This is a genomic window from Pseudomonas sp. C7.1 (assembly GCF_056312395.1).
In genome coordinates, this window is record NZ_JBWDTL010000002.1 from 84,899 (window position 1) to 108,869 (window position 23,971).

Below are 23,971 nucleotides of genomic sequence, written 5' to 3' on the forward strand. Positions count from 1 at the left end.
CCCATCCTACGTTGCAGTTCTGCCTTGAATATGCGGTCCCTCTAAGGAGACCAACTGATGTTGAACACTGTCCTCCCCCTCCTGCTCTTCACTGCCTTGGCCCTTGCGGTCATTGGCGCGGCGAAGCGCTTTCTGATGTGGCGCCGTGGCCGCCCGGCCCAGGTCGACTGGCTGGGCGGGCTGCTGGCCATGCCGCGCCGCTATAGGGTCGATCTGCACCATGTGGTGGCGCGCGACAAATATATCGCCAACACCCACGTGGCCACGGCGGGCGGCTTTGTCCTGGCAGCTGTGCTGGCGATTCTGGTGCACGGCTTCGGCCTGCACAGCCGCATTCTTGGCTTTGCGTTGCTGGCGGCCACCGCGTTGATGTTTGTCGGTGCGCTGTTTGTCGCCAAGCGCCGCCTCGACCCGCCATCGCGGCTGTCGAAAGGCCCGTGGATGCGCCTGCCAAAAAGCCTGCTGATGTTTGCCGGCAGCTTCTTTATCGCCACGCTTCCTGTTGCCGGCATCCTGCCCGCCGACTTTGGCGGCTGGATTCTCGCCGTGTTGCTGGCCATTGGCGTGGCTTGGGGTGTGTCCGAGCTGTTCTTCGGCATGACCTGGGGCGGACCGATGAAGCACGCCTTCGCCGGTGCCCTGCACCTGGCCTGGCACCGCCGCAGTGAGCGCTTCGGTGGCGGCCGTTCGACCGGCCTCAAGGCGCTGAATCTGGATGATCCGAAAGCCCCGCTGGGCGTGGAAAAGCCTACGGACTTCACCTGGAACCAGCTGCTCGGTTTCGACGCCTGCGTGCAGTGCGGCAAGTGTGAGGCGGCCTGCCCGGCCTTCGCCGCTGGCCAGCCGCTGAACCCGAAAAAGCTGATCCAGGACATGGTGGTCGGCCTGGCCGGCGGCACCGATGCCAAATTTGCCGGCTCGCCTTATCCATCCCTTGACGGCGGTGGCAAACCCATCGGCGAACACAGCGGCGGCCCCCATTTGCCCATCGTCAACCTCAATGGCAAAGCCCTGGTTGATGCCGAAACGCTATGGTCGTGCACCACCTGCCGTGCCTGCGTCGAGGAGTGTCCGATGATGATCGAGCACGTCGATGCCATCGTCGACATGCGCCGCCACCTTACCCTGGAAAAAGGTGCGACGCCGAACAAGGGTGCCGAGGTGCTGGACAACCTGATCGCCACAGACAACCCCGGCGGCTTCAACCCCGGTGGACGGCTGAACTGGGCAGCGGATTTGAATCTGCCGCTGATGAGCGATAAACAGCAGGTCGATGTGCTGTTCTGGGTCGGCGACGGTGCCTTCGATATGCGCAACCAGCGCACCCTGCGCGCCTTCGTCAAAGTGCTCAAGGCCGCCAAGGTCGACTTCGCCGTGCTCGGCCTGGAAGAGCGCGACAGCGGCGACGTGGCCCGCCGCTTGGGCGATGAAGCAACCTTCCAGCTGCTGGCTAAACGCAATATCGCCACCCTGGCCAAGTACCAGTTCAAACGCATCGTCACCTGCGACCCGCATAGCTTCCATGTGCTGAAAAACGAATACGGCGAACTGGGCGGCGACTATCAGGTACTCCATCACAGCACCTATATGGATGAACTGATCAGCGGGCAGAAACTCAATCTTGGCCAACACAAAGGCGGCAGCGTGACCTACCACGACCCCTGCTACCTGGGCCGCTATAACGGCGAGTACGAAGCCCCACGCGCTGTGCTGAATGCCATCGGCATCGAGGTCAAGGAAATGCAGCGCTCGGGCTTCCGTTCCCGTTGCTGCGGCGGTGGCGGCGGCGCGCCGATCACCGATATTCCTGGCAAGCAGCGCATCCCCGATATGCGCATGGTCGATATCAAGGAAACCGCCGCCGAGCTGGTGGCCGTAGGTTGCCCGCAGTGCACCGCGATGCTCGAAGGCGTGGTCGGGCCGCGCCCTGAGGTCAAGGATATTGCCGAGCTGGTGGCCGATGTCTTGATCGAGGGTGTAGTCGAGGCGAAGCAGCCTGCGCCGGCTAAGCCTGAAATGGCGGAGGTGCAGTGATGAAGGTAAATGCCGGTTGTAGGTTGGTGTTGAGCGCAGCGAAGCCCAACAGGGCGCGCGTAGCGTGCCGCTCGACAATCTCTCGTTGGGCTTCGCCGCTGCGCGTCTCAACCCAACCTACGTTTCGCCCACGCCTCGCGGAGTCCTGTGTATGAGCGACATTATCCGCCGTGATCCACGCGCCGAATGGATCGCCCGTAACCGCTTGCACCCGCTGCATGCCGCGCTGCAGAAGGTCGAATCCAGCTGGATGGGACCTAATGGGCTGATCCGCAAGAACCCCCACGCCGTCGGCTTTATCGGCCCCAACGGCGTTAAACGAATCGACCGCTCCGGCACGCAGCAGGCCGGCGGCCAGAAGCGCAGCGCGGCCAGCGCCGTGGTGCAGCTGCCGCTGCGGGTTATCGAGCAACCAGCGTTCTATATCGCCGTGCTGCCGGATATGGTCGGCGGCCGCTTGAGCAGCCACGACAAGGACCTGCTCGGCCTGGCGCACAAACTCGCTGGCAGCGACGGCGCGGTGGTGGCGGTGATATTTGGCGAACACAAGGAAAGCGCCTTCGACTGCAACGGCGTCGACCGCTTGCTGAACTTCGCCGGCGACGATTTCGACGGCTATGCCCCGGAAGCGCGGGTGTTGGCCCTCGGTGCGCTGGAACGGCAATTTTCGCCGCGCCACTGGTTGCTGCCCGACAGCCGCAGCGGTGGTGGTGAGCTGGGTCGGCGCTTGGCTGCCAAGCTGGGCGAACGCCCGGCCACGCGGGTCTGGCAGGTGGCCGATGGCATCGCCAGTGGGCGTGCCGGTGCCGGACGGGAAGACCTGGTGCAACAAGCGCCACGGCTGATTCTGGCGGCGGTGGAGTGCGCCGAGCCAGTCAGCGAAACCCGCCATGAAGTGCGGCCGCTGGCGCTCAGTGAAGCGCTGGTCAGCCATTTGCCCCGGATTCAGGATTTGGGCGCCGTGGCGGTCGACCCGGCGCAGATCCCCATGGCCGAGGCTGAATTTATTCTCTCCGGTGGTAACGGCGTAAAGGACTGGGCGCTGTTCCACCAGGCCGCCGCGGCCCTGGGCGCCACCGAGGGCGCTTCACGGGTGGCGGTGGACGATGGATTTATGGGCCGCGAGCGCCAGGTTGGCGCATCGGGCATCTGGGTCACCGCGCGGGTCTATGTGGCGGTGGGTATCAGCGGAGCGATCCAGCATCTGCAAGGCATCGGTGCCTGCGACAAGGTGGTGGCGATCAACCTCGACCCGACCTGCGACATGATCAAACGCGCCGACCTCTCGGTAATCGGCGAGTCCGCCGCGATTTTGCAGGCGTTGATCGAGCGGGTCGCGGCCCATCGCCAGGAAAGCGCGCGTGATGCCGCATAGCGTAGCCCGGATGCAATCCGGGGCCTTCAACACCGATTCCCGGATTGCATCCGGGCTACGGGGGATACATGACTGAATTGAATATCGTCGCCCTGGTCTCGGTCGGTGCCCATCCAACCTCCGGCCGGCCGCGCCGCGCCGAACAGGATGCCCGAGCAGTCGAGCTGGGGCTGCGCCTGGCTGGTGAGCGGTTGCAGGTGCTGCATGCCGGCGACCCGCAACAGGAGGCGTTGCGTGCTTATCTGGGCATGGGCCTTGAGCAGATCAATATTCTTGAACAACCGGCGCACAGCGATGCGCTGCCGGTGCTGGCCGAGTACCTGGCCGACTCCAGCGCGCAGCTGGTGTTGACCGGTAGTCAGGCGGAAACCGGCGAAGGCTCCGGCATGCTGCCTTACCTGCTGGCGGAACAGCTCGGCTGGCCGCTGGTGGTTGGGCTGGCGGCGGTGGAGCACGTCAATAACGGCGTGGCTCAGGTGCTGCAAGCCTTGCCGCACGGTCAGCGCCGGCGTTTGCAGGTGCGTCTGCCGTTTGTCGCCAGTGTGGATAATGCCGCACCTACTGCGCGGCAAAGCGCCTTCGGCCCCGCGCGCCGGGGACTATTGACGGCTGAAGAGGTGGGGCTGGTCGCTGATCCGCTATTTGCCAACGCGCAATTGCAACCGGCTAAACCCCGACCCAAACGCCTTAAAGTGATCAAGGCCAAGACCGGCGCGGAACGCATGAAGGCCGCCACCGCCAAGGCATCCAGCGGCGGGGGGCAGGTGCTTAAGGATGTCTCGCCGCAAGTGGGCGCTGAGGCTATCTTCAAGTTACTGCTCGAAGAAGGTGTGCTGCACTGAACGCAGTCGTCGATTAAACCGCTAAGTAGGCTGGGTTGAGCTTGCGATACCCATCGCGATATTGGATTCCGCATGGGTATCGCTGCGCTCAACCCATCCTACGTCAGCACCACTGGAGGATTTGACCATGATGCACGCCGACCTGATTGATCATGAGGATCTACGTGAACGCCTGGTGGCGCTGGGGCTGTCGATCCCACCTGGCGTAACTGCCGAGCAAGCGTGCGAGCATGCCGTTAGCGGCTTGAGCCCGGAGCGCGCAGTGGCCTTGCGGCGGTTGGTGGAGGAGTTGCTGGGCGGCAGCGCGACGCTGCTGCCGAATGTGCGTGAGGCGATTTCGCGCACGTTGTTGCCGGCGCTTGTGCCGCGTTAGAGTATTTTTGGCCGTGCAACCCCGCGCGCAGATCGTTCGTGTAGAAGCGGCTGGGCGGCACTCCGCGATGCCCGCGATTGCAAGGTTCGCGGGCATGGCCCGCTCCTACAGGTTGTAACCCATAAAGGTGAGCAAGCCCGACCCTACGGTTTACCTGCTCCGGTATCGCCTCAGCTCGCCGCCATGGCCTGGCGAATATCCCCCGCCAACTGGCGCACCCGCGCTTCGTCGGTGTCCCAGGAGCACATAAAGCGTGCGCCGCCGGCGCCGATAAAGGTGTAGAAGCGCCAGCCCTGGCCGCGCAGGGTCTCCAGCGCCGGTTCCGACATCTGCAGGAACACGCCGTTGGCCTGCACCGGGAACATCAGGCTGACCCCCGGAATATCGCTGACCAGCTTGGCCAGCAGTTGCGCGCAGTGGTTGGCGTGCAGGGCATATTTCAGCCAAACATCGTTCTGCAGGATGCCGACCCAGGGTGCTGACAGGTAGCGCATCTTCGAGGCCAGCTGGCCGGCCTGCTTGCAGCGGTAGTCAAAGTCGACCGCCAGATCCTTGTTAAAGAACAGGATCGCCTCGCCCACTGCCATACCATTCTTGGTGCCACCAAAACACAGCACATCGACGCCGGCCTTCCAGGTCAGCTCTGCTGGGCTGCAGCCGAGAAAGGCGCAGGCGTTGGAGAAGCGCGCGCCGTCCATGTGCAGGTGCAGGCCTAGTTCGCGGCACACCGCGCTGATTGCCCGGACTTCCTCGGGGCTATAGGCCGTGCCGACTTCCGTGGCCTGGGTGAGGGTGACTACCCGTGGCTTGGGGTAGTGGATGTCCTGGCGCTTGAGGGCGATGTCGCGGATCGCTTCGGGGGTCAGCTTGCCGTTCTCGGTTTTGGCCAGCAGCAGCTTGGAGCCGTTGGAGAAGAACTCTGGCGCGCCGCATTCGTCGGTTTCGACGTGGGCGGTCTCCGAGCAGATCACGCTGTGGTAGCTCTGGCACAGCGAGGCCAGGGCCAGGGAGTTGGCGGCGGTGCCGTTGAAGGCGAAAAACACCTCGCAGTCGGTTTCAAACAGGCGGCGGAAGTGGTCGGCGGCGCGCGCCGTCCATTCGTCGTCGCCATAGGCGCGCTGGTGGCCTTGATTGGCTTCGGCCATGGCTGCCCAAGCTTCCGGGCAGATGCCGGAGTAGTTATCGCTGGCGAATTGTTGCGAGAGATCGGGCATGGCGCTGTTCCTTGTCTGCAGACCTTGAGCATTTTGGGATGCCTCTACTGTATCTGCGGTCACGCTGCCGTGCAGATACTGGGGCGACATCCTCTGCCATGCAGGCGAAGCCGCAATGCGCAGTCGTCTACCGGCCTACGCAATTGCGACGCGCGCATGTCGCAAACGCAATCCCCCGTGGCGTGCCTGGGCATCTGGGATGGCAGGGCGAGTCATACCATCGGTAGCAACTGGGGCTCGTTCCCCGCCCGACCAGACGCGCCGCAGTGACTGCCGCAGGAGATCAGCGATGTTCAGCAAGAACGACCAGATTCAGGGTTACGACGATGTATTGCTCCGCGCCATGGACGCTGAAGAAGCGCGCCAAGAGCATCATATCGAGCTGATCGCCTCAGAAAACTACACCAGCAAACGCGTGATGCAGGCCCAGGGCAGCGGGCTGACCAACAAATACGCCGAGGGCTATCCGGGCAAGCGTTATTACGGCGGCTGTGAGCATGTCGATGTGGTCGAGCAGCTTGCCATTGATCGCGCGAAGGCGCTGTTCGGCGCCGATTACGCCAACGTTCAGCCGCATTCCGGTTCGTCGGCCAACAGCGCGGTATACCTGGCCTTGTTGCAGGCCGGAGACTGCATTCTCGGCATGAGCCTGGCCCACGGCGGCCACCTGACCCACGGCGCCAAAGTGTCGTCTTCCGGCAAGCTGTACAACGCTGTGCAGTACGGCATCGACACCGCCACCGGGCTGATCGATTACGACGAAGTCGAGCGCCTGGCTGTGGAGTGCCAGCCGAAGATGATCGTTGCTGGTTTTTCCGCCTACTCGAAAACCCTGGATTTCCCGCGTTTCCGCGCCATTGCCGACAAGGTAGGGGCGCTGCTGTTTGTCGATATGGCCCACGTCGCCGGGCTGGTCGCCGCTGGCCTGTACCCCAACCCGCTGCCCTTTGCCGATGTGGTCACCACCACCCACAAGACCCTGCGCGGCCCGCGTGGCGGTTTGATCCTGGCCAAGAGCAACCCGGACATCGAGAAGAAACTCAACTCGGCGGTCTTTCCCGGTGCCCAGGGCGGCCCGTTGATGCATGTGATTGCGGCCAAGGCGGTGTGCTTCAAGGAAGCCATGGAGCCGGGCTTCAAGGACTACCAAGCGCAGGTGATCAAAAACGCCCAGGCCATGGCCAAGGTGTTTATCGAGCGTGGTTATGACGTGGTCTCCGGCGGCACCGACAACCACCTGTTTCTGGTCAGCCTGATCAAGCAGGGCATCACTGGTAAAGACGCTGATGCGGCCCTGGGGCGCGCCGGCATCACGGTGAACAAGAACGCCGTACCGAATGACCCGCAATCGCCGTTCGTGACATCCGGCCTGCGTATCGGCACCCCAGCGATTACCACGCGCGGTTTTAAGGAGGCGCAGAGCATCGAGCTGGCCGGGTGGATCTGCAACATCCTCGACCACCTCGGCGATGCCGATGTCGAGGCGCAGGTGGCGACCTTGGCGGCAGGGCTGTGCGCCGATTACCCCGTTTACCGCTGAGCGCAATGATCCTGTAGGAGCGGGCCATGCCCGCGATTCCACGGGGTTCGCGGGCATGGCCCGCTCCTACGGTTAGGCTTTTTCGTATCAGGAGTACCCACTGATGCAACGTTATTCCGGCTTCGGCCTGTTCAAGCACGCGTTCAGCCACCACGAGAACTGGCAGCGCATGTGGCGCAACCCCACGCCCAAGCCGGTGTACGACGTGATCATCGTCGGCGGTGGCGGCCATGGCCTGGCCACGGCCTATTACCTGGCCAAAGAGTTCGGCGTAAAGAACGTCGCGGTGATCGAGAAGGGCTGGCTGGGCGGCGGCAACACGGCGCGCAACACCACCATCGTGCGCTCCAACTACCTGTGGGATGAGTCGGCGCACCTGTATGAGCACGCGATGAAGCTGTGGGAAGGCCTGTCCCAGGATCTCAACTATAACGTCATGTTTAGCCAGCGCGGCGTCTACAACCTGTGCCACACCCTGCAGGACATGCGCGACTCCGAGCGCCGCGTCAGCGCCAACCGCCTTAACGGCGTGGACGGCGAATTGCTGGATGCCAAGCAGGTGGCCGAAGAGATTCCGTACCTCGATTGCAGCAAGAACACCCGCTACCCAGTGCTGGGTTCTACCGTGCAGCGTCGCGGTGGCGTAGCCCGTCACGATGCCGTGGCCTGGGGTTATGCCCGCGCCGCCGATGCTTTGGGTGTCGACCTGCTGCAGCAGACCGAAGTGATCGGTTTTCGCAAGGAAAACGGCGTGTGCATCGGCGTGGAAACCAACAAGGGCTTTATTGGCGGCAAACGCGTTGGCGTGGTCACGGCCGGTAACTCCGGACATATGGCGGGCCTCGCCGGCTTCCGTCTGCCGCTGGAATCCCATCCGCTGCAGGCGCTGGTGTCCGAGCCGATCAAGCCGATTATCGACAGCGTGATCATGTCCAACGCCGTGCATGGCTATATCAGCCAGTCCGACAAAGGCGACCTGGTCATCGGTGCCGGCATCGACGGTTACAACGGCTACGGCCAGCGCGGCTCCTACGGCACCATCGAACACACCCTGCAGGCGATCGTCGAGATGTTCCCGGTGCTCTCGCGGGTGCGCATGAACCGTCAGTGGGGCGGCATCGTCGACACCTCGCCGGACGCCTGCCCGATTATTTCCAAAACACCGGTGCCGAACCTGTTCTTCAACTGCGGTTGGGGCACCGGTGGCTTCAAGGCCACGCCGGGTTCGGGCCACGTGTTCGCCGCCAGCCTGGCCAAGGGCGACATGCACCCGCTGGCCAAACCGTTCTCCATGGACCGTTTCCACACCGGCGCATTGATCGACGAGCACGGCGCTGCTGCGGTTGCGCACTGATTTTGCTCCCTCTGGGAGAGGGTTGGGGTGAGGGAAGGGTAAAAGGCGTTGTGCCTGCATCCCTCACCCCCGGCCCCTCTCCCGGAGGGAGAGGGGAGACAAGCTTGTCCCGCGTGGCTATCCGAGCGGGTTTGAAGATTTTCTGGAGGTACCGAACATGCTGCATATCTTCTGCCCTCACTGCGGCGAACTGCGCTCCGAAGAGGAATTTCACGCCAAGGGCCAGGCGCATATTCCGCGCCCGCTGGACCCAACCGCCTGCAGCGATGCCGAGTGGGGCGAGTACCTGTTCTTCCGCGATAACCCGCGCGGCATCCACCACGAGCTGTGGGTGCATTCGGCCGGTTGCCGCCAATACTTCAACGCCACCCGTCACACGGTGACCTACGAAATTCTCGAAACCTACAAAATCGGCGAGAAGCCCAGCGTCACTGCTGCTGGCGCCGCCGAGAAAAAGGCCATCGACCAAGGAGTAACGGCATGAGCCAGGTCAATCGTCTTGCCAGCGGCGGCCGCGTTGATCGCAGCCAGCCCCTGACATTCAGCTTCAACGGGCAGAGCTATGAAGGCTTTGCCGGTGACACCCTGGCCGCCGCTTTGCTGGCCAATGGTGTGGATATTGTCGGCCGTAGCTTCAAGTATTCGCGCCCGCGCGGCATTGTTGCCGCTGGCGCCGAAGAGCCGAACGCCGTGCTGCAGATTGGCAGCAGCGAAGCGGCGCAGATCCCCAACGTGCGCGCCACCCAGCAGGCGCTGTACCCCGGTTTGGTGGCCAGCAGCACCAACGGCTGGCCGAGCGTCAACACCGACATGATGGGCATTCTCGGCAAGGTCGGCGGCAAGATGATGCCGCCGGGCTTCTACTACAAAACCTTTATGTACCCGCAGAACCTCTGGCTGACGTACGAAAAGTACATTCGCAAGGCCGCAGGTTTAGGCCGCTCGCCCACCGAAGTGGACCCGGACAGCTACGACTATATGAACCAGCACTGCGACGTGCTGGTGGTCGGTGCCGGCCCGGCGGGCCTGGCGGCGGCGTTGGCTGCTGCGCGCAGTGGTGCCCGGGTGATTCTCGCCGACGAGCAGGAAGAGTTCGGCGGCAGCCTGCTCAGCACCCGCGAAACCCTCGACGGCAAACCCGCCGCTGAATGGGCCGCGCAGGTGATTGCCGAGCTGTCCGGCATGCCTGAAGTCACCCTGTTGCCGCGCTCCACGGTTAACGGTTACCACGACCACAACTTCCTCACCATTCACCAGCGCCTGACCGATCACCTCGGTGAGATCGCGCCGCTTGGGCCGCTTGGGCAGAGAGTCGTACGGCAACGTATGCACCGCGTACGCGCCAAGCGTGTGGTGCTGGCCACCGGTGCCCATGAGCGGCCGCTGGTGTACGCCAACAACGACGTGCCGGGCAATATGCTCGCCGATGCGGTGTCCACCTATGTGCGCCGTTATGGCGTGGCGCCGGGCAAGCAGCTGGTGCTGTCGACCAACAATGATTACGCCTACCGCGTGGTGCTCGACTGGCTGGATGCGGGCTTGCAGGTGGTGGCGGTTGCCGATGCTCGCAGCAACCCACGCGGCACCTGGGTAGAAGAGGCGCGTGCGCGTGGTGTACGCATCCTCACCGGCAGCGCCGTGGTGGAAGCGACCGGCAGCAAGCGCGTTACCGCTGCACGCATCTGCGCCATTGATGTGCAGCACCACAAGATCACCAGCCCCGGTGAAGTGCTCGACTGCGATTTGATCGTCAGCTCCGGTGGCTACAGCCCGGTGGTGCACCTGGCCTCGCACCTGGGCGGCAAGCCGACCTGGCGTGAAGATATTCTGGCTTTTGTGCCGGGGGAGGGCGGCTTCCAGAAGCGCCTGTGCGCCGGTGCGGTAAATGGTGTGTTCGGCCTGGGTGATGCCCTGGCCGATGGGTTTGAGGCCGGTGTTTCAGCCGCCGCCGAAGCAGGTTTTAAAGCCGTTGCCGCCAGCCTGCCGCAGGTTGCCGTGCGCATGGAAGAGCCGTCCCTGGCGCTGTTCCAGGTGCCGCACGACAAGCCGACGGCGCGCGCGCCCAAGCAGTTTGTTGATTTGCAGAATGACGTGACTGCCGCCGGTATCGAGCTGGCCACCCGTGAGGGTTTCGAGTCGGTCGAGCACGTCAAGCGTTACACCGCCCTGGGTTTCGGCACCGACCAGGGCAAGCTGGGCAATATCAACGGTCTGGCGATTGCCGCCCGTTCGCTGGGCATCAGCATCCCGCAGATGGGCACCACCATGTTCCGCCCGAACTACACCCCGGTGACCTTCGGCGCGGTGGCCGGCCGTCACTGTGGCGCATTGTTCGAGCCCAAGCGTTACACCGCGATGCAAAGCTGGCACCTGCAAAACGGTGCCGAGTTCGAAGACGTGGGTCAGTGGAAACGTCCGTGGTACTTCCCCAAGGCCGGTGAAGACCTGCACGCCGCCGTGGCCCGCGAGTGCCTGGCGGTGCGTAACGCGGTCGGCATTCTCGATGCTTCGACGCTGGGCAAGATCGATATTCAAGGCCCGGATGCCCGCGAGTTCCTTAACCGCGTGTACACCAACGCCTGGACCAAGCTGGATGTGGGCAAGGCGCGCTACGGCCTGATGTGCAAGGAAGACGGCATGGTCTTCGACGACGGCGTGACCGCGTGCCTGGCCGATAACCACTTCCTGATGACCACCACCACCGGCGGCGCGGCGCGGGTGATGGAGTGGCTGGAGATCTATCACCAGACCGAGTGGCCAGAGCTGAAGGTGTACTTCACCTCGGTTACCGACCACTGGGCGACCATGACCCTGTCCGGCCCCAACAGCCGCAAGCTGCTGGCCGAGGTCACTGATATCGACCTGGACAAGGACGCCTTCCCGTTTATGACCTGGAAAGAAGGCCAGGTTGGCGGCGTGCCGGCGCGGGTGTTCCGCATCTCCTTTACCGGCGAGCTGAGCTACGAAGTCAACGTGCAGGCCGACTACGCCCTGGGTGTGTGGGAAAAAATCATCGAAGCCGGCAAGAAGCATGGCCTGACGCCTTACGGCACTGAGACCATGCACGTACTGCGGGCCGAGAAGGGCTTCATCATCGTCGGCCAGGACACCGACGGCTCGGTAACCCCGGACGATCTCAATATGGGCTGGTGTGTCGGCCGGACCAAGCCCTTCTCGTGGATCGGCTGGCGCGGCATGAACCGCGAAGACAGCCTGCGCGAAGACCGCAAGCAGCTGGTCGGGCTCAAACCCGTCGACCCGAACAAGGTGCTGCCGGAAGGCGCGCAACTGGTGTTTGATCCGCAGCAGTCCATTCCGATGCAGATGGTCGGCCACGTCACCTCCAGCTATATAAGCGCCAGTCTCGGTTACAGCTTCGCCATGGGCGTGGTCAAGGGTGGCCTCAAACGCATGGGCGAGCGGGTGTTCGCGCCGCTGGCCGATGGCAGCCTGATCGAAGCCGAAATCGTCAGCTCCGTGTTCTATGACCCGAAAGGGGATCGCCAGAATGTCTAACTTGATCAATGTCTATCAGCAACGCCCGGCTGCCGCTCACGCCGAGTCGCCGCTGCACCATGCCGACCTTGAGCAACTGGCCGGCAAAGGTCCCAAACAGGCCGGGGTGACCCTGCGCGAGAAGAGGCTGCTCGGGCACCTGACCTTACGCGGCGACGGCCAAGACCCGGCGTTTGCCGGTGGTGTGCACAAGGCTTTGAGCCTGGAGCTGCCAGCGGCGCTGTCCCTGGTGGCTGCTGGCGATACTTCGCTGCAATGGCTGGCGCCGGATGAGTGGCTGCTGATTGTGCCGAGCGGCAGCGAGTTCGCGGTCGAGCAGAAGCTGCGCGAGGCGCTGGCGGGGCTGCATATCTCGATCGTCAACGTCAGCGGCGGGCAGACCCTGCTGGAACTGAGCGGGCCGAAGGTGCGTGAAGTGCTGATGAAGTCCACCAGCTACGACGTGCACCCGAGCAACTTCCCGGTGGGCAAGGCGGTGGGCACCCACTTCGCCAAGTCGCAACTGGTGATCCGCCACACCGCCGAAGACACCTGGGAACTGCTGATCCGCCGCAGCTTCGCCGATTACTTCTGGCTGTGGCTGCAGGACGCCAGCGCCGAGTATGGCTTGGCGATCAAGGCCTGACACACGAACGGCTCCCTCTCCCTCCGGGAGACGACTGCATGGATGCAGGAGGTAGGGCGACGCAGGATGCCAAAGCCGAGGGTTGGGGAGAGGGGAAAAGCGAACCGCGTTGTCTCGGGCGCCCTCACCCCCGGCCCCTCTCCCGGGGGAGAGGGGGCAAAGCAATTGAGTTTGTTTCGGAGTCTATTATGAGCCGCACCCCCGATACCTGGATCCTTACCGCCCACTGCCCAAGCGTGCTCGGCACCGTGGATGCGGTGACACGCTTTCTGTTCGAGCAGCGCTGTTACGTCACCGAACACCACTCCTTCGATGATCGTCTGTCGGCACGCTTCTTTATCCGCGTCGAATTCCGCCAGCCGGATGACTTCGATGAGCAGGCCTTTCGCGCCGGCCTGAATGATCGCCTGAGTGCCTTTGGCATGCAGGTCGAGCTGACCCCGCCGGGTTACCGTGCCAAGGTGGTGCTGATGGTGAGCAAGGCCGACCATTGCCTGAACGACCTGCTCTATCGCCAGCGCATCGGTCACCTGGCCATGGACGTGGTGGCGGTGGTATCCAACCATCCGGACCTGGAGCCGCTGGCGCGCTGGCACGACATCCCCTATTACCACTTCCCCCTCGACCCGCAGAACAAGCTGGCGCAGGAGAGCAAGGTGTTGCAGGTGATCGAGGACGCGGGTGCCGAATTGGTGGTGCTTGCCCGCTATATGCAGGTGCTCTCGCCTGAGCTGTGCCGCAAGCTGGATGGTTGGGCGATCAATATTCACCACTCGCTGCTGCCCGGTTTCAAGGGTGCCAAGCCCTATCACCAGGCCTACGAGAAGGGCGTCAAGCTGGTCGGCGCCACTGCCCACTACATCAATAACGACCTCGACGAGGGGCCGATCATCGCCCAGGGCGTGGAGCCGGTGGATCACGCCCACTATCCCGAAGACCTGATCGCCAAGGGCCGCGATATCGAATGCCAGACCCTGGCCAAGGCCATCGGCTATCACCTGGAGCGCCGCGTGTTCCTTAACGCCAGCCGCACCGTGGTGCTGCACGCTTAGTCAATCTGTAGGAGCGGGCCATGCCCGCGAAGCTTCTGGCCTATCGCGGGCATGGCCCGCTCCTACGAAATGCCCGCACTCCTGATAGTGCGTAGCCCGGATGCAATCCGGGAGCCGTTGCGCCGCACAGATTTTCCCCGGATTGCATCCGGGCTACGGGTGGCTCACCGACTGCCAAGTTCTCGGCCCGCCCAGCAACAGACACAAGCTCCAGTTCGTAGGATGGGTTGAGCGAAGCGATACCCATCGGATGCTCGGCGCGGCGGTGGTAATCGTCGGTGACGTTAATCCGGTGCGCGGTGGACGCGGCGGCGAAGATCGGCAGCCTGAGCATCCGCTTCGGCCTCGGCTGGGCCAAATCCCACAGCTTTCACACCGGCCAGACTCCGGTGATGAAGTACAACCGCCAACTGATGCAGGCGATCATGTGGGACCGCATCAATATCGCCGAAGTGGTTTGCGCCACCCATATCACCCCGCTACGACGGACGCCTTGTTGCCGTTGGTCAGCCAATGCCATAACACTGCCGGCAAATTGATCATCTATGCTGTCTAAGAATTGTCGTTGTTCGTCCTTTCTTGAGTGGGGTCCATGTTGAAGTGCATTGCAGTAGCCGATGTGCGCGTCGGTATGTATATCCACGAGTTCTGTGGCGCATGGATGGACCACCCTTTCTGGAAATCCAAGTTTCTTCTCAATTCTGAGAAAGACCTGCTGCGGATCAAGGCCAGCAGCATCGGTGAGCTGTGGATTGATGTCAGCAAGGGCCTGGATGTTGTAGTCGGCACGGCCAGCGCCAGCCCTGAAGAAGTTGCCGCCGAAGCCGAAGCTGCTCTGTTGGCAGCGGTACAGCGCTCGCCAGTCAACCTGGCGGTGTCGATGGAAGATGAAGTGCAGCGCGCGTTCAAACTCTGCGCCCGCTCCAAAGCCGCAGTGGTCAGCATGTTTGGCGATGCGCGCATGGGCCAGGCGTTGCAGTTTGAGCAAGCCGGCGAGTTGGTCGAAGAAATTTCCGAGTCGATCATGCGCCATCCCAATGCGCTGATCAGCCTGGCACGGCTGAAGCATGCCGATGAGTACACCTATATGCACTCGGTGGCGGTCTGCGCTTTGATGATTGCTCTGGCGCGCAATCTGGGCTTGAGCGAGGGCCAGGTACGCGAAGCAGGGTTGGCCGGGCTGCTGCATGACATTGGCAAAATGGCGATTCCCAATGAGGTGCTGAACAAACCGGGCAAGCTGACTGACAAAGAGTTCGCCACGGTACGCGATCACCCCGAAGCCGGCTCGCGCATGCTGATTGAAAGCAAGCAGGTCAGCGCGCTGGTGCTGGATGTGTGCCTGCATCACCACGAAAAGGTCGACGGTACGGGCTACCCGCATCGTCTGGCCGGTGAGCAGATCAGCCTGTATGCGCGCATGGGGGCCGTATGCGATGTGTATGACGCAATCACCTCAGACCGCCCCTACAAGCGCGGCTGGGACCCCGCCGAGTCGATCCGCAAGATGGCTGAATGGAAGGGCCATTTTGACCCCGTGGTGTTTCAGGCCTTTGTTAAAACTGTGGGCATTTACCCGGTGGGTTCGCTGGTGCGTCTGGAAAGTGGGCGCATCGGCGTGGTCATGGAGCAACAGGCCAAATCCTTGCTCACACCGAGGGTCAAGGTGTTCTTCTCGGCCAAGTCGAAAACCCCGATCCCGCAGGAAATTCTCGACCTGAATAAGCTGGTCGGGCGCGACAAGATCGTCGGCCGCGAGTCCGCCGAAGAGTGGGGCTTTCGCCATGTCGACGAACTCTGGAGTGGTATTGCCCAGTAATGACGCTGCAGCAGCAACTCCTCCGCGCGCTTCTGCGACCTGTTAGCAGGGCGTGTCCTGGTCACTCATCTATGCTCAATACACATTGCGGGTTAAAGGTGCGCTGCCTGGGCGTGCTTCTTGCTTGAGGTTTTGCTTTGGCGCGCCCCTGTAGTTGGTGCGCCCAACAGGTTGAGGTGTATATGACAGGAGTACTCAAGCCGGGTGTACGGCTGCTGGAACGTTTCAGCTTTGCGCGCAAGTTTCAGCTGGTGTTCGTCTTGTTCGCTTTGCCGCTGGGTTTTTCGCTGTGGGTGATCGGCAGCAATTATCAGGGGCGACTTAACGCTATCGACAAGGAACTTGAAGGCATCAGTACCCTGCAGGTCATGGCTGGCGTGCAGCGGGAGCTAATTGAACAAGGCATTTTACTGTCGCGCTGGAAGGGCACCGAGAAAGCCGCCGAGGCCATACTGCGTGAACGCGCCAGCGCTCTTGAGCCAGCCGTGCAAGCGTTGCAGCAGCCACTTAAATCCGAACTGTTCAGTGATCAGGCTCGTCAGCATTTACAGAACCTTAGCGCCGGTCAGGCCGAGTTGAGTGTTGACGTGTTGGGTAAGCTGGCCTTGCCCGATGCCCTCGAACGTTACCAAAAGAACCTGTTGGGCCTGCTCGCCCTGCGCGAACAGGCGGCCACCGACAGCGGCCTGATCCTCGATCCGCAGCTCGACACCTACCTGATGATGGAGCAACTGACCTACATCCTGCCGCGCCTGCTTGAGCAGTTGGGCAGCTTTACCAGTCAGGGTTATGGCGCGGTGGTATCACAGCATTTCACTCTACAGAGCCGGGTGCTGATCCGCGATCTGCGCAGCAGCTTGGACGAGTCGCGCAGCCAGTTGCTCAAGGCCCACGCCACGCTCAAACTCGAATCGCCGCGTGCCATGCGCCAGCTGCAAGGGCCCTATGATAAGGCGCTGCAAGGTTACGAAACCTTCCTCGCGGACATCGACCGCGACATGTTCGAGGCCAGCCCCATGGCCTTGACGCCGGAGCAGTTCGTGCAACGCACCGAGGTCCTGCAGGGCCAGCTGCTCGGCTTGCAGGCGGCGCTGTATCAGCAGTTTGCTATCAGTCTTGGCGAGTATCGGCACAAGGCCCTGACCGCGATGGTCGAAGTGATCGGCGTGTTCAGCCTGCTGACTCTTCTGGCGTTGTATGTGTTGTTCTGCCTCAACGCCTCAATCCGGCGCAGCACTGCCGGGATCATCCTGGCCGCCGAAGGCCTGCGCGATGGCGACTTGCGTGTACGCATGCAGGTACATGGTCAGGACGATCTGGCGAGTATTGCCATGGCGCTGAATACGGCGGTTGGCCAGCTGCGTGATTCCATGCAGGGCGTCAACCAGCAGAGCCTACAGCTGGGCGGCACCGTGCAGATGCTTAACGGCGAGGCGCGCAATGCTTTGGCGTCGGTGGAGCAGCAACAGGACCAGATGAGCCAGATTGCCGCCGCCGCCACACAAATGGCCGCCACCGCACAAAGCGTGGCACAGAGCTGCGAGCAGGCTGCAGTGGAAGCCCGCCAAACCCGAGAAATTGCTAACCAGAGCAACCAGCGCAGCGCGCGTACCAGCGATAGCATGCGTCAGCTCAGCAGCAGCCTGGGCGACAGCGCCACCACCTTGCAGCAACTGCGCACGCAGACCGAGCAGATCACCCGCGTAGTGGATGTGATCAAGGGCATCGCCGAGCAAACCAACCTACTGGCGCTCAATGCCGCCATTGAGGCCGCGCGCGCTGGCGAGCAAGGCCGAGGTTTTGCCGTGGTCGCCGATGAGGTGCGTAGTTTGTCGCAGCGCACGCAGAACTCCACGGCGGAAATCGCCGAGACTGTGGCCAACTTGCACCGCGTGGTCGGCCAGTCGGTGACCCAGATGGAAGACGCCGTGCGCCAGGCTGAAGATGATGTCGGCAGCGTGCTGGCCATGGGGGAGGACCTGAGTGCCATTGTCGAATCGGTGCAGTTGGTGACCGACCGTCTGGCGCAGATCGCCACTGCCGCCGAGCAACAGGCGGCCACCGCCGATGAAGTCAGCGGCAATATTCAGCAGGTCGATCACGCAGCCAGTGCCCTGCTTGAAGGCGCCCAGGCGGTGAGTAATGCCGCCGAACAGCTGCGCCAGGGCAGTCAGGCGCTGGAGCAGAACACAGCGCGCTTCAAACTCGACTGAGGGCTCGTTGCTATTTGTAGGTTGGGTTGAGGCGCGCAGCGGCGAAGCCCAACGATACGGCCACCACCTGTTGGGCTTTGCTGCGCTCAACGCCAACCTACGATCTGGTGCGTAGCCCGAATGTAATCCGGGGCGATTTATCTGCCGTCGCCATTCCCGGATTACATCCGGGCTACAACGGCTACGTGCTGGGTGACTGACCATGCTTGACGCTGGCAGCGGCCTGCCGCAGGCTCCTCGCCGAGTTGCCACGAGCAGGACGCCCATGCCGCATATTCTGATTGTCGAAGACGAAGCCGCCATCGCCGACACCTTGATCTTTGCCCTGCAAAGTGAAGGCTTTACCACCACCTGGCTCAGCCTGGCCGAGCCGGCCCTGGCCGAACAACAGCGCAACCCGGCGGATCTGCTGATCCTCGATGTCGGCCTGCCGGATATCAGTGGCTTTGAGGCCTGCAAGCGACTGCGGCGCTTCTCCGAGGTGCCGGTGATTTTCCTCACCGCCCGCAGCGAGGAAATCGACCGCGTGGTGGGCCTTGAGATCGGTGCTGACGATTACGTGGTCAAACCCTTCAGCCCGCGTGAAGTGGCGGCGCGGGTCAAGGCCATTCTCAAGCGCATGGCACCACGGGAAGCAGCCGCTGTGCTCCCAGCTCAAGGCCCGTTTCAGGTGGACAACGAGCGGGTGCAAATCCACTACCACGGCCAACTGCTCAGCCTTACGCGTCATGAATTTCGCCTGCTTAACAGTTTGCTGGCACAACCCGAGCGCGTGTTCTCCCGTGAGCAATTACTCGACGGCCTTGGCGTGGCCGCCGATGTTGGCTACGAGCGCACCATCGACAGCCACATCAAAAGCCTGCGCGCCAAGCTGCGCCAGGTGGCCGCTGCGGCGGAGCCGATCCAGACCCATCGCGGCCTGGGTTACAGCTACTCGCCGAGGCACGCCTGATGCCCTTAGGCGTTCGCATCTTTCTGGTGTACTTCCTCTTTGTTGGGCTGGCCGGCTGGTTTGTGCTGAGCACGGTGATGGACGAAGTCCGCCCCGGCGTGCGCCAAAGCACCGAAGAAACCCTGGTCGACACCGCCAACCTGCTGGCCGAGATTCTGCGTGACGAGGTCAAGGCCGGCCGCCTGCAACAGAGCCGCCTGCCCGCGCTGCTGCAAGCCTACGGCCAGCGCCAGCCCCAGGCGCAGATCTGGGGCGTGGAAAAAACCCAGGTCAACCACCGCATCTATGTCACCGATGCCAAGGGCATCGTCCTGCTCGACTCCACGGGCGTAGCGGTGGGGCAGGATTATTCGCGCTGGAACGATGTGCTGCGCACCTTGCGCGGTGAATACGGTGCGCGTTCTACCAAGGAAGACCCGAACGATCCCGATTCCTCGGTGATGTACGTCGCCGCGCCGATCATGGACGGCACGCAGATTATCGGCGTGGTCTCGGTGGCCAAGCCTAATCGCACCCTACAGCCCTATATCGAACGCTCCGAACAGCGCCTGGCCTGGCTCGGTGGTGGGTTGATCGTGCTCGGCCTGTTGATCGGCGCGCTGCTGTCCTGGTGGCTTAGCGCCGCGCTGCGCAAGCTAACCCGCTATGCCCAGGCAGTCAGCGCCGGGCAGCGCGCTGAACTGCCCAGCGTACGTGGTGGCGAGCTGGCGCAACTGGCCGAGGCCATCGAGCGCATGCGCACCGAGCTGGAAGGCAAAGCCTATGTCGAGCGCTATGTGCACACCCTGACCCATGAACTGAAAAGCCCTCTGGCGGCGATTCGCGGCGCGGCGGAGCTGCTCGACAGCGAGATGCCGGCAGCACAACGGCAGCGCTTTGTCGCCAATATCGAGCAGGAAAGCGCGCGCATGCAGCAGCTGATTGAGCGCCTGCTGCACCTGGCTCAGGTCGAACAACGCCAGGGCCTGGAAGAACAGGTGGCGGTGCCGCTGCACGCATTGGTGGAGTCGCTGTTGCAGGCACAGATAGCGCGTATTCAAGCGGCGGGCCTGCAGGTTGAAAACCAGATCGGCACTGAACTAAGCGCGCGCGGCGAGGCATTTTTGCTGCGTCAGGCCCTGGCCAATCTGCTGGACAACGCCCTGGACTTCACCCCGCCCGGTGGGCTACTGCGCTTTAACGCTGAGATCCGCGCCGGGCAGATCGAGCTGCGCCTGTTCAACCAGGGCGAGGCCATTCCCGACTACGCCCTGGCGCGCTTGTGCGAGCGCTTCTACTCCCTGCCACGCCCCGGCAGCGGGCGCAAAAGCACCGGTTTGGGTCTGAATTTTGTTGAGGAGGTGATGCAGTTGCACGGCGGCGCACTGCACATCGGCAATGTCGCGGGCGGTGTCGAGGTGATATTGCGGCTGCCGAGGGGCTGAAAACCGTAGGAGCGGGCCATGCCCGCGAAGAGTCCGTATCCCGGATGCAATCCGGGGCCGTGTGTCATTGGGTAGTCCATTCCCGGCTTACATTCGAGCTACCCGCTGTTGAAATGTCGGATCACCGTAGGGTGGGTTAGCGGTGCCAAGCGACAAACGCTCAGGCACCGCCATGGTGGTGCACCGCGTAACCCACCAGCCACTATCGCGGCGTTGCGCAGGTGGTGGGTTACGGCGCACCGGGTAGCGCGGGTGCATCGCTATCGGCAGGGCGCGCCTAACCCACCCTACGGGATGGCAGTCCGTAGCCTGGATGCAATCTGGGGCCGTGTGTCATCGGGCGGCCCCTTCCCGGATTACATCCGAGCTACCCGCTGAAATCCGTAGGAGCGGGCCATGCCCGCGAAGAGTCCGTAGCCCGGATGCAATCCGGGGCCGTGTGTCATTGGGTAGTCCGTTCCCGGATTACATCCGGGCTACCAGGTCGCACATCGGTAATGTTGAAGGTTGAGCCGAGCTGCGCCTGATGCGGCTTGCCCTGTAGGAGCCAGCTTGCTGGCGATCCGCATCACCTCGGCGCGTATAGATTCACCACGGTTAAAACGAATAATCCCGCCAAGCGCGCCCGCTCTGGCAAAATCCGCGCAGCATTTTCTACAGCTGCGCCTCATCCGGCGCAGTTCTGCATACAAGGTACGAATGGCATGACCAGTAGCGAAGAACAGCAATTTCTCAACGATCTGGAGAAAAAACTCTGGAACGCCGCCGACAGGCTGCGCTCCAGCCTGGACGCCGCCGTGTACAAGCATGCCGTGCTTGGCCTGATCTTCCTTAAGTACGTCAGCGACACCTTTGCCGAGCGCCGCGCCGAGCTGGAGGCGCAGTTTCGCGACCCCGCCCACGAGTACTACCTAGGCGGCGACGAAGCGCTGATTAAAGAAGAGCTGGAAGTGCGCGACTTCTACACCGAGAAAAACGTCTTCTGGGTGCCCGAGATCGCCCGCTGGGACACCCTGCAAAGCAACGCCAAGCTGCCCATCGGCACCCACTTTATGCTCAAGAGCGGCAAAACCGAGCAGGCCGTGGAGATGCGCACCATCGGCTGGCTGATCGACACCGCCCTCGATCATGTGGAAAAAGAAAACGCCATCCTCAAAGGCGTGCTCAACAAAACCTACACCCAGCTCAGCATCGAGGCCGACAAGCTCAGCGGCTTGATCGACCTGATCGGCAGCATCCCCTTCAAACACGCCAGCCTGCACGCCAAGGACATTCTCGGCCACGTCTACGAATACTTCCTCGGCCAATTCGCCCTCGCCGAAGGCAAAAAGGGCGGGCAGTACTACACGCCCAAAGCCATCGTCAGCCTGATGGTGGAAATGCTCCAACCGTTCAAGGGGCGTGTGTACGATCCGGCCATGGGCTCGGGCGGCTTCTTTGTGCAGAGCGAACGCTTTATTGAGGAGCACCAGGGCAAGCTGAATAACATCTCGGTGTACGGCCAGGAGTCCAACCCCACCACCTGGCGCTTGGCCGCGATGAACATGGCCCTGCGCGGCATCGACTTTAACTTTGGTGGCCGTTGGGCCAGCACCTACAGCGAAGACCTGCACCCCGACCTACGCGCCGACTTCGTGATGGCCAACCCGCCGTTCAACATGAAGGAATGGAAGAGCGGGGTGAAGGACGACGACCCGCGCTGGGCCTATGGCATCCCACCGGATGGCAACGCCAACTTCGCCTGGTTGCAACACATGCTCCACCACCTGGCACCCAACGGCAGCCTGGGCCTGCTGCTGGCCAACGGCTCCATGAGTTCCAACACCAATAACGAAGGTGAAATCCGCAAAAACCTGCTGCTGGCCGACCAAGTGGAATGCATGGTCGCCCTGCCGGGGCAGTTATTTACCAACACCCAGATACCCGCCTGCATCTGGTTTTTAAGCAAAAACAAACACCCGCGCACAACCGCCACCGGCCTCAACCTGCGCGAGCGCAGCGGCGAGGTGCTGTTTATTGACGCGCGCAACCTCGGCTTTATGAAGGATCGCGTACTGCGCGACTTTACCCGCGAGGATATCCACAAGGTCGTCAGCACCTACCAGGCTTGGCAGACCGGCGCGGGCTATGAAGATATGTTGGCCTTCTGCAAGTCCGTGACCCTGGACGAAATTGCCAAACACGACTTCGTGCTAACGCCGGGTCGTTATGTTGGCGCTGCCGAGGTCGAAGAGGATGGCGAGCCCTTTGCCGAGAAGATGCAGCGGTTAAGTGCCCAGCTTAAAAGCCAGTTTGAGGAAAGTGCCAAGCTGGAAGAGCAGATCAGGAAGAATCTGGCGGGGTTGGGTTATGAGTGCTGATTATCCAGTGCATTGGTTAATAAAGCCGCTAGATGAAGTTATGGAAGCCATTATTGACTATCGAGGAAAAACGCCTCAGAAGACAGATTGTGGAATTCCATTAATTACGGCAAAAATCGTAAAGAACGGGCGAATCGAAACGCCTGAAGAGTTTATTGCTGAAAGCCAATATAGCAGTTGGATGGTTCGAGGCTTGCCGAGAGCGGGCGACGTTGTGGTGACTACTGAGGCTCCACTCGGAGAGATTGCTCAGCTTGATGATTCCAATGTTGCTTTGGCCCAAAGGATAGTGACCCTTCGAGGGAAAGAAGGGGTATTGAATAATGACTATCTTCTTTATTTAATGCAGTCAAGCTATGTGCAGGATCAACTTGAATCGCGTGCGTCTGGTTCAACAGTTAAGGGAATTAAGCAAAGCGAACTCAGAAAGATTTTGCTACCTATTCCCCCTGAAGACGAACAGGTTGAAATAGCGAAGCATTTAAAAGCTTTAGACAAAAAAGTAGAAGTCAACCGTCAAATAAACCAATCCCTCGAACAAATGGCCCAAGCTATCTTCAAGTCCTGGTTTATCGATTTTGATCCCGTTCGCGCCAAAATCGCTGGCCGCCAGCCAGAAGGCATGAGTGCCACCACCGCTGTCATCTTTCCGGAAGAATTGATGGCGTCGGAATTGGGTTTTATCCCGAAGGGGTGGGCATGGAGCACTATCGGGGAAGAGGTGGAGGTTCTAGGCGGTGGAACCCCAAGTACACAGGAAGAGAAATTTTGGGCGGGGGGGCAGTTCAACTGGGCGACGCCAAAAGATCTCTCAGGCCTGAATGATAAGGTGTTACTTGGTACGGAGAGGAGAGTCACCCAGGCTGGGCTAGACAAAATCAGCTCTGGCCTCTTGCCCATAAATGTCGTGCTTATGTCTTCGCGAGCTCCTGTCGGCTATCTTGCTATTGCCAAGGTGCCAGTCGCGATTAATCAAGGTTTCATTGCTATGCGATGTGAAAAGATTTTGCCCCCTGAATATGTTCTTCAATGGACAAGCTTTTCAATAAATGACATTAAACTTCGGGCGAGTGGTACTACATTTGCTGAAATAAGTAAGAAAACTTTTCGACCGATACCGGTTCTTGTGCCAGGGGGCGAGGTTCTCAGTGAGTTTTGTCGGATTGTCGCGCCTTTGTACGAGAAGATTGCGCTGTTAGCGGAGGAGTCTCGTTCTTTAGCAGTTGCGCGAACTGCGCTGCTCCCGAAGCTATTTTCTGGTCAGATGAAGGTGTGAGG

The 23,971-nt window shown here is 61.7% G+C and carries 17 protein-coding genes and 1 pseudogene; 17 read left to right on the plus strand and 1 reads right to left on the minus strand.

The genetic code is table 11. The features are described 5' to 3' along the window. Positions 1-57 precede the first annotated feature (57 nt). The 4 genes from dgcB (at position 58) to AC0T4W_RS01595 (ending at position 4,624) form a co-directional block, all read left to right on the plus strand. Positions 58-2,034, plus strand: a complete 1,977-nt coding sequence (dgcB, locus tag AC0T4W_RS01580) for a dimethylglycine demethylation protein DgcB (RefSeq protein ID WP_476315266.1) — start codon at positions 58-60, stop codon at positions 2,032-2,034. Between the two features lie 151 nt (positions 2,035-2,185). Then, a complete protein-coding gene (etfA, locus tag AC0T4W_RS01585; RefSeq protein WP_476315269.1) occupies positions 2,186-3,409 on the plus strand; it encodes an electron transfer flavoprotein subunit alpha in 1,224 nt (407 codons plus the stop codon). 68 nt (positions 3,410-3,477) lie between these two features. Continuing rightward, on the plus strand, positions 3,478-4,251 hold the full coding sequence (gene etfB / locus AC0T4W_RS01590) for an electron transfer flavoprotein subunit beta (RefSeq protein ID WP_476315272.1): 774 nt from the start codon (positions 3,478-3,480) through the stop codon (positions 4,249-4,251). A 127-nt stretch (positions 4,252-4,378) separates the two neighbouring features. After that, entirely contained in the window at positions 4,379-4,624 is a 246-nt protein-coding gene (locus AC0T4W_RS01595) for a hypothetical protein (RefSeq protein ID WP_476315275.1), read from the plus strand. 170 nt (positions 4,625-4,794) lie between these two features. Here the strand turns inward: AC0T4W_RS01595 and AC0T4W_RS01600 are convergent, their stop codons facing one another. Continuing rightward, on the minus strand, positions 4,795-5,838 hold the full coding sequence (locus AC0T4W_RS01600) for a threonine aldolase family protein (RefSeq protein WP_476315278.1): 1,044 nt from the start codon (positions 5,836-5,838) through the stop codon (positions 4,795-4,797). A 289-nt stretch (positions 5,839-6,127) separates the two neighbouring features. Here AC0T4W_RS01600 and glyA point away from each other — a divergent pair, with 289 nt between their 5' ends. From glyA to AC0T4W_RS01665, 13 genes and pseudogenes are all read left to right on the plus strand, one after another. Then, positions 6,128-7,378, plus strand: coding sequence for a serine hydroxymethyltransferase (gene glyA / locus AC0T4W_RS01605; RefSeq protein ID WP_476315281.1), 1,251 nt, complete (start codon positions 6,128-6,130; stop codon positions 7,376-7,378). A 103-nt stretch (positions 7,379-7,481) separates the two neighbouring features. Beyond that, on the plus strand, positions 7,482-8,732 hold the full coding sequence (locus tag AC0T4W_RS01610; protein ID WP_476315284.1) for a sarcosine oxidase subunit beta family protein: 1,251 nt from the start codon (positions 7,482-7,484) through the stop codon (positions 8,730-8,732). A 157-nt stretch (positions 8,733-8,889) separates the two neighbouring features. After that, on the plus strand, positions 8,890-9,216 hold the full coding sequence (locus AC0T4W_RS01615) for a sarcosine oxidase subunit delta (protein ID WP_476315287.1): 327 nt from the start codon (positions 8,890-8,892) through the stop codon (positions 9,214-9,216). After that, entirely contained in the window at positions 9,213-12,248 is a 3,036-nt protein-coding gene (locus AC0T4W_RS01620) for a sarcosine oxidase subunit alpha (protein WP_476315289.1), read from the plus strand. Before AC0T4W_RS01615 ends, AC0T4W_RS01620 begins: the two co-directional genes overlap by 4 nt. After that, positions 12,241-12,873 (plus strand): sarcosine oxidase subunit gamma, encoded by a 633-nt coding sequence (locus tag AC0T4W_RS01625; protein WP_476315292.1) that lies wholly within the window; start codon positions 12,241-12,243, stop codon positions 12,871-12,873. Before AC0T4W_RS01620 ends, AC0T4W_RS01625 begins: the two co-directional genes overlap by 8 nt. A 188-nt stretch (positions 12,874-13,061) precedes the next feature. Then, positions 13,062-13,925, plus strand: coding sequence for a formyltetrahydrofolate deformylase (purU, locus tag AC0T4W_RS01630; RefSeq protein WP_476315295.1), 864 nt, complete (start codon positions 13,062-13,064; stop codon positions 13,923-13,925). A gap of 296 nt (positions 13,926-14,221) precedes the next feature. Beyond that, positions 14,222-14,401, plus strand: a pseudogene (locus AC0T4W_RS01635) (formaldehyde dehydrogenase, glutathione-independent); the annotation flags it as partial. A gap of 116 nt (positions 14,402-14,517) precedes the next feature. Continuing rightward, positions 14,518-15,744, plus strand: coding sequence for an HD-GYP domain-containing protein (locus AC0T4W_RS01640; protein ID WP_476315299.1), 1,227 nt, complete (start codon positions 14,518-14,520; stop codon positions 15,742-15,744). Between the two features lie 182 nt (positions 15,745-15,926). Further along, entirely contained in the window at positions 15,927-17,957 is a 2,031-nt protein-coding gene (locus AC0T4W_RS01645) for a methyl-accepting chemotaxis protein (RefSeq protein ID WP_476315302.1), read from the plus strand. 265 nt (positions 17,958-18,222) lie between these two features. After that, entirely contained in the window at positions 18,223-18,909 is a 687-nt protein-coding gene (creB, locus tag AC0T4W_RS01650) for a two-component system response regulator CreB (protein WP_476315305.1), read from the plus strand. After that, positions 18,909-20,333: a two-component system sensor histidine kinase CreC gene (gene creC / locus AC0T4W_RS01655; protein ID WP_476315308.1), complete on the plus strand. Its 1,425-nt coding sequence runs from the start codon at positions 18,909-18,911 to the stop codon at positions 20,331-20,333. Before creB ends, creC begins: the two co-directional genes overlap by 1 nt. 704 nt (positions 20,334-21,037) lie before the next feature. Then, the gene (locus AC0T4W_RS01660) at positions 21,038-22,693 is read left to right on the plus strand and encodes a class I SAM-dependent DNA methyltransferase (protein ID WP_476315311.1); all 1,656 of its coding nucleotides are present in this window, start codon (positions 21,038-21,040) and stop codon (positions 22,691-22,693) included. Next, entirely contained in the window at positions 22,683-23,969 is a 1,287-nt protein-coding gene (locus AC0T4W_RS01665) for a restriction endonuclease subunit S (RefSeq protein WP_476315314.1), read from the plus strand. The genes AC0T4W_RS01660 and AC0T4W_RS01665 overlap by 11 nt, the downstream gene beginning before the upstream one ends. Positions 23,970-23,971: the final 2 nt, after the last annotated feature.

Coding starts and splice junctions, on each gene's coding strand:
- AC0T4W_RS01610 (WP_476315284.1), top strand. CDS start 7,482: ATGCAACGTTATTCCGGCTTCGGCCTGTTCAAGCACGCGTTCAGCCAC.
- etfB (WP_476315272.1), top strand. CDS start 3,478: ATGACTGAATTGAATATCGTCGCCCTGGTCTCGGTCGGTGCCCATCCA.
- AC0T4W_RS01595 (WP_476315275.1), top strand. CDS start 4,379: ATGATGCACGCCGACCTGATTGATCATGAGGATCTACGTGAACGCCTG.
- AC0T4W_RS01665 (WP_476315314.1), top strand. CDS start 22,683: ATGAGTGCTGATTATCCAGTGCATTGGTTAATAAAGCCGCTAGATGAA.
- AC0T4W_RS01640 (WP_476315299.1), top strand. CDS start 14,518: ATGTTGAAGTGCATTGCAGTAGCCGATGTGCGCGTCGGTATGTATATC.
- AC0T4W_RS01600 (WP_476315278.1), bottom strand. CDS start 5,838: ATGCCCGATCTCTCGCAACAATTCGCCAGCGATAACTACTCCGGCATC.
- AC0T4W_RS01615 (WP_476315287.1), top strand. CDS start 8,890: ATGCTGCATATCTTCTGCCCTCACTGCGGCGAACTGCGCTCCGAAGAG.
- AC0T4W_RS01625 (WP_476315292.1), top strand. CDS start 12,241: ATGTCTAACTTGATCAATGTCTATCAGCAACGCCCGGCTGCCGCTCAC.
- etfA (WP_476315269.1), top strand. CDS start 2,186: ATGAGCGACATTATCCGCCGTGATCCACGCGCCGAATGGATCGCCCGT.
- AC0T4W_RS01660 (WP_476315311.1), top strand. CDS start 21,038: ATGACCAGTAGCGAAGAACAGCAATTTCTCAACGATCTGGAGAAAAAA.
- creC (WP_476315308.1), top strand. CDS start 18,909: ATGCCCTTAGGCGTTCGCATCTTTCTGGTGTACTTCCTCTTTGTTGGG.
- AC0T4W_RS01645 (WP_476315302.1), top strand. CDS start 15,927: ATGACAGGAGTACTCAAGCCGGGTGTACGGCTGCTGGAACGTTTCAGC.
- AC0T4W_RS01620 (WP_476315289.1), top strand. CDS start 9,213: ATGAGCCAGGTCAATCGTCTTGCCAGCGGCGGCCGCGTTGATCGCAGC.
- glyA (WP_476315281.1), top strand. CDS start 6,128: ATGTTCAGCAAGAACGACCAGATTCAGGGTTACGACGATGTATTGCTC.
- purU (WP_476315295.1), top strand. CDS start 13,062: ATGAGCCGCACCCCCGATACCTGGATCCTTACCGCCCACTGCCCAAGC.
- creB (WP_476315305.1), top strand. CDS start 18,223: ATGCCGCATATTCTGATTGTCGAAGACGAAGCCGCCATCGCCGACACC.
- dgcB (WP_476315266.1), top strand. CDS start 58: ATGTTGAACACTGTCCTCCCCCTCCTGCTCTTCACTGCCTTGGCCCTT.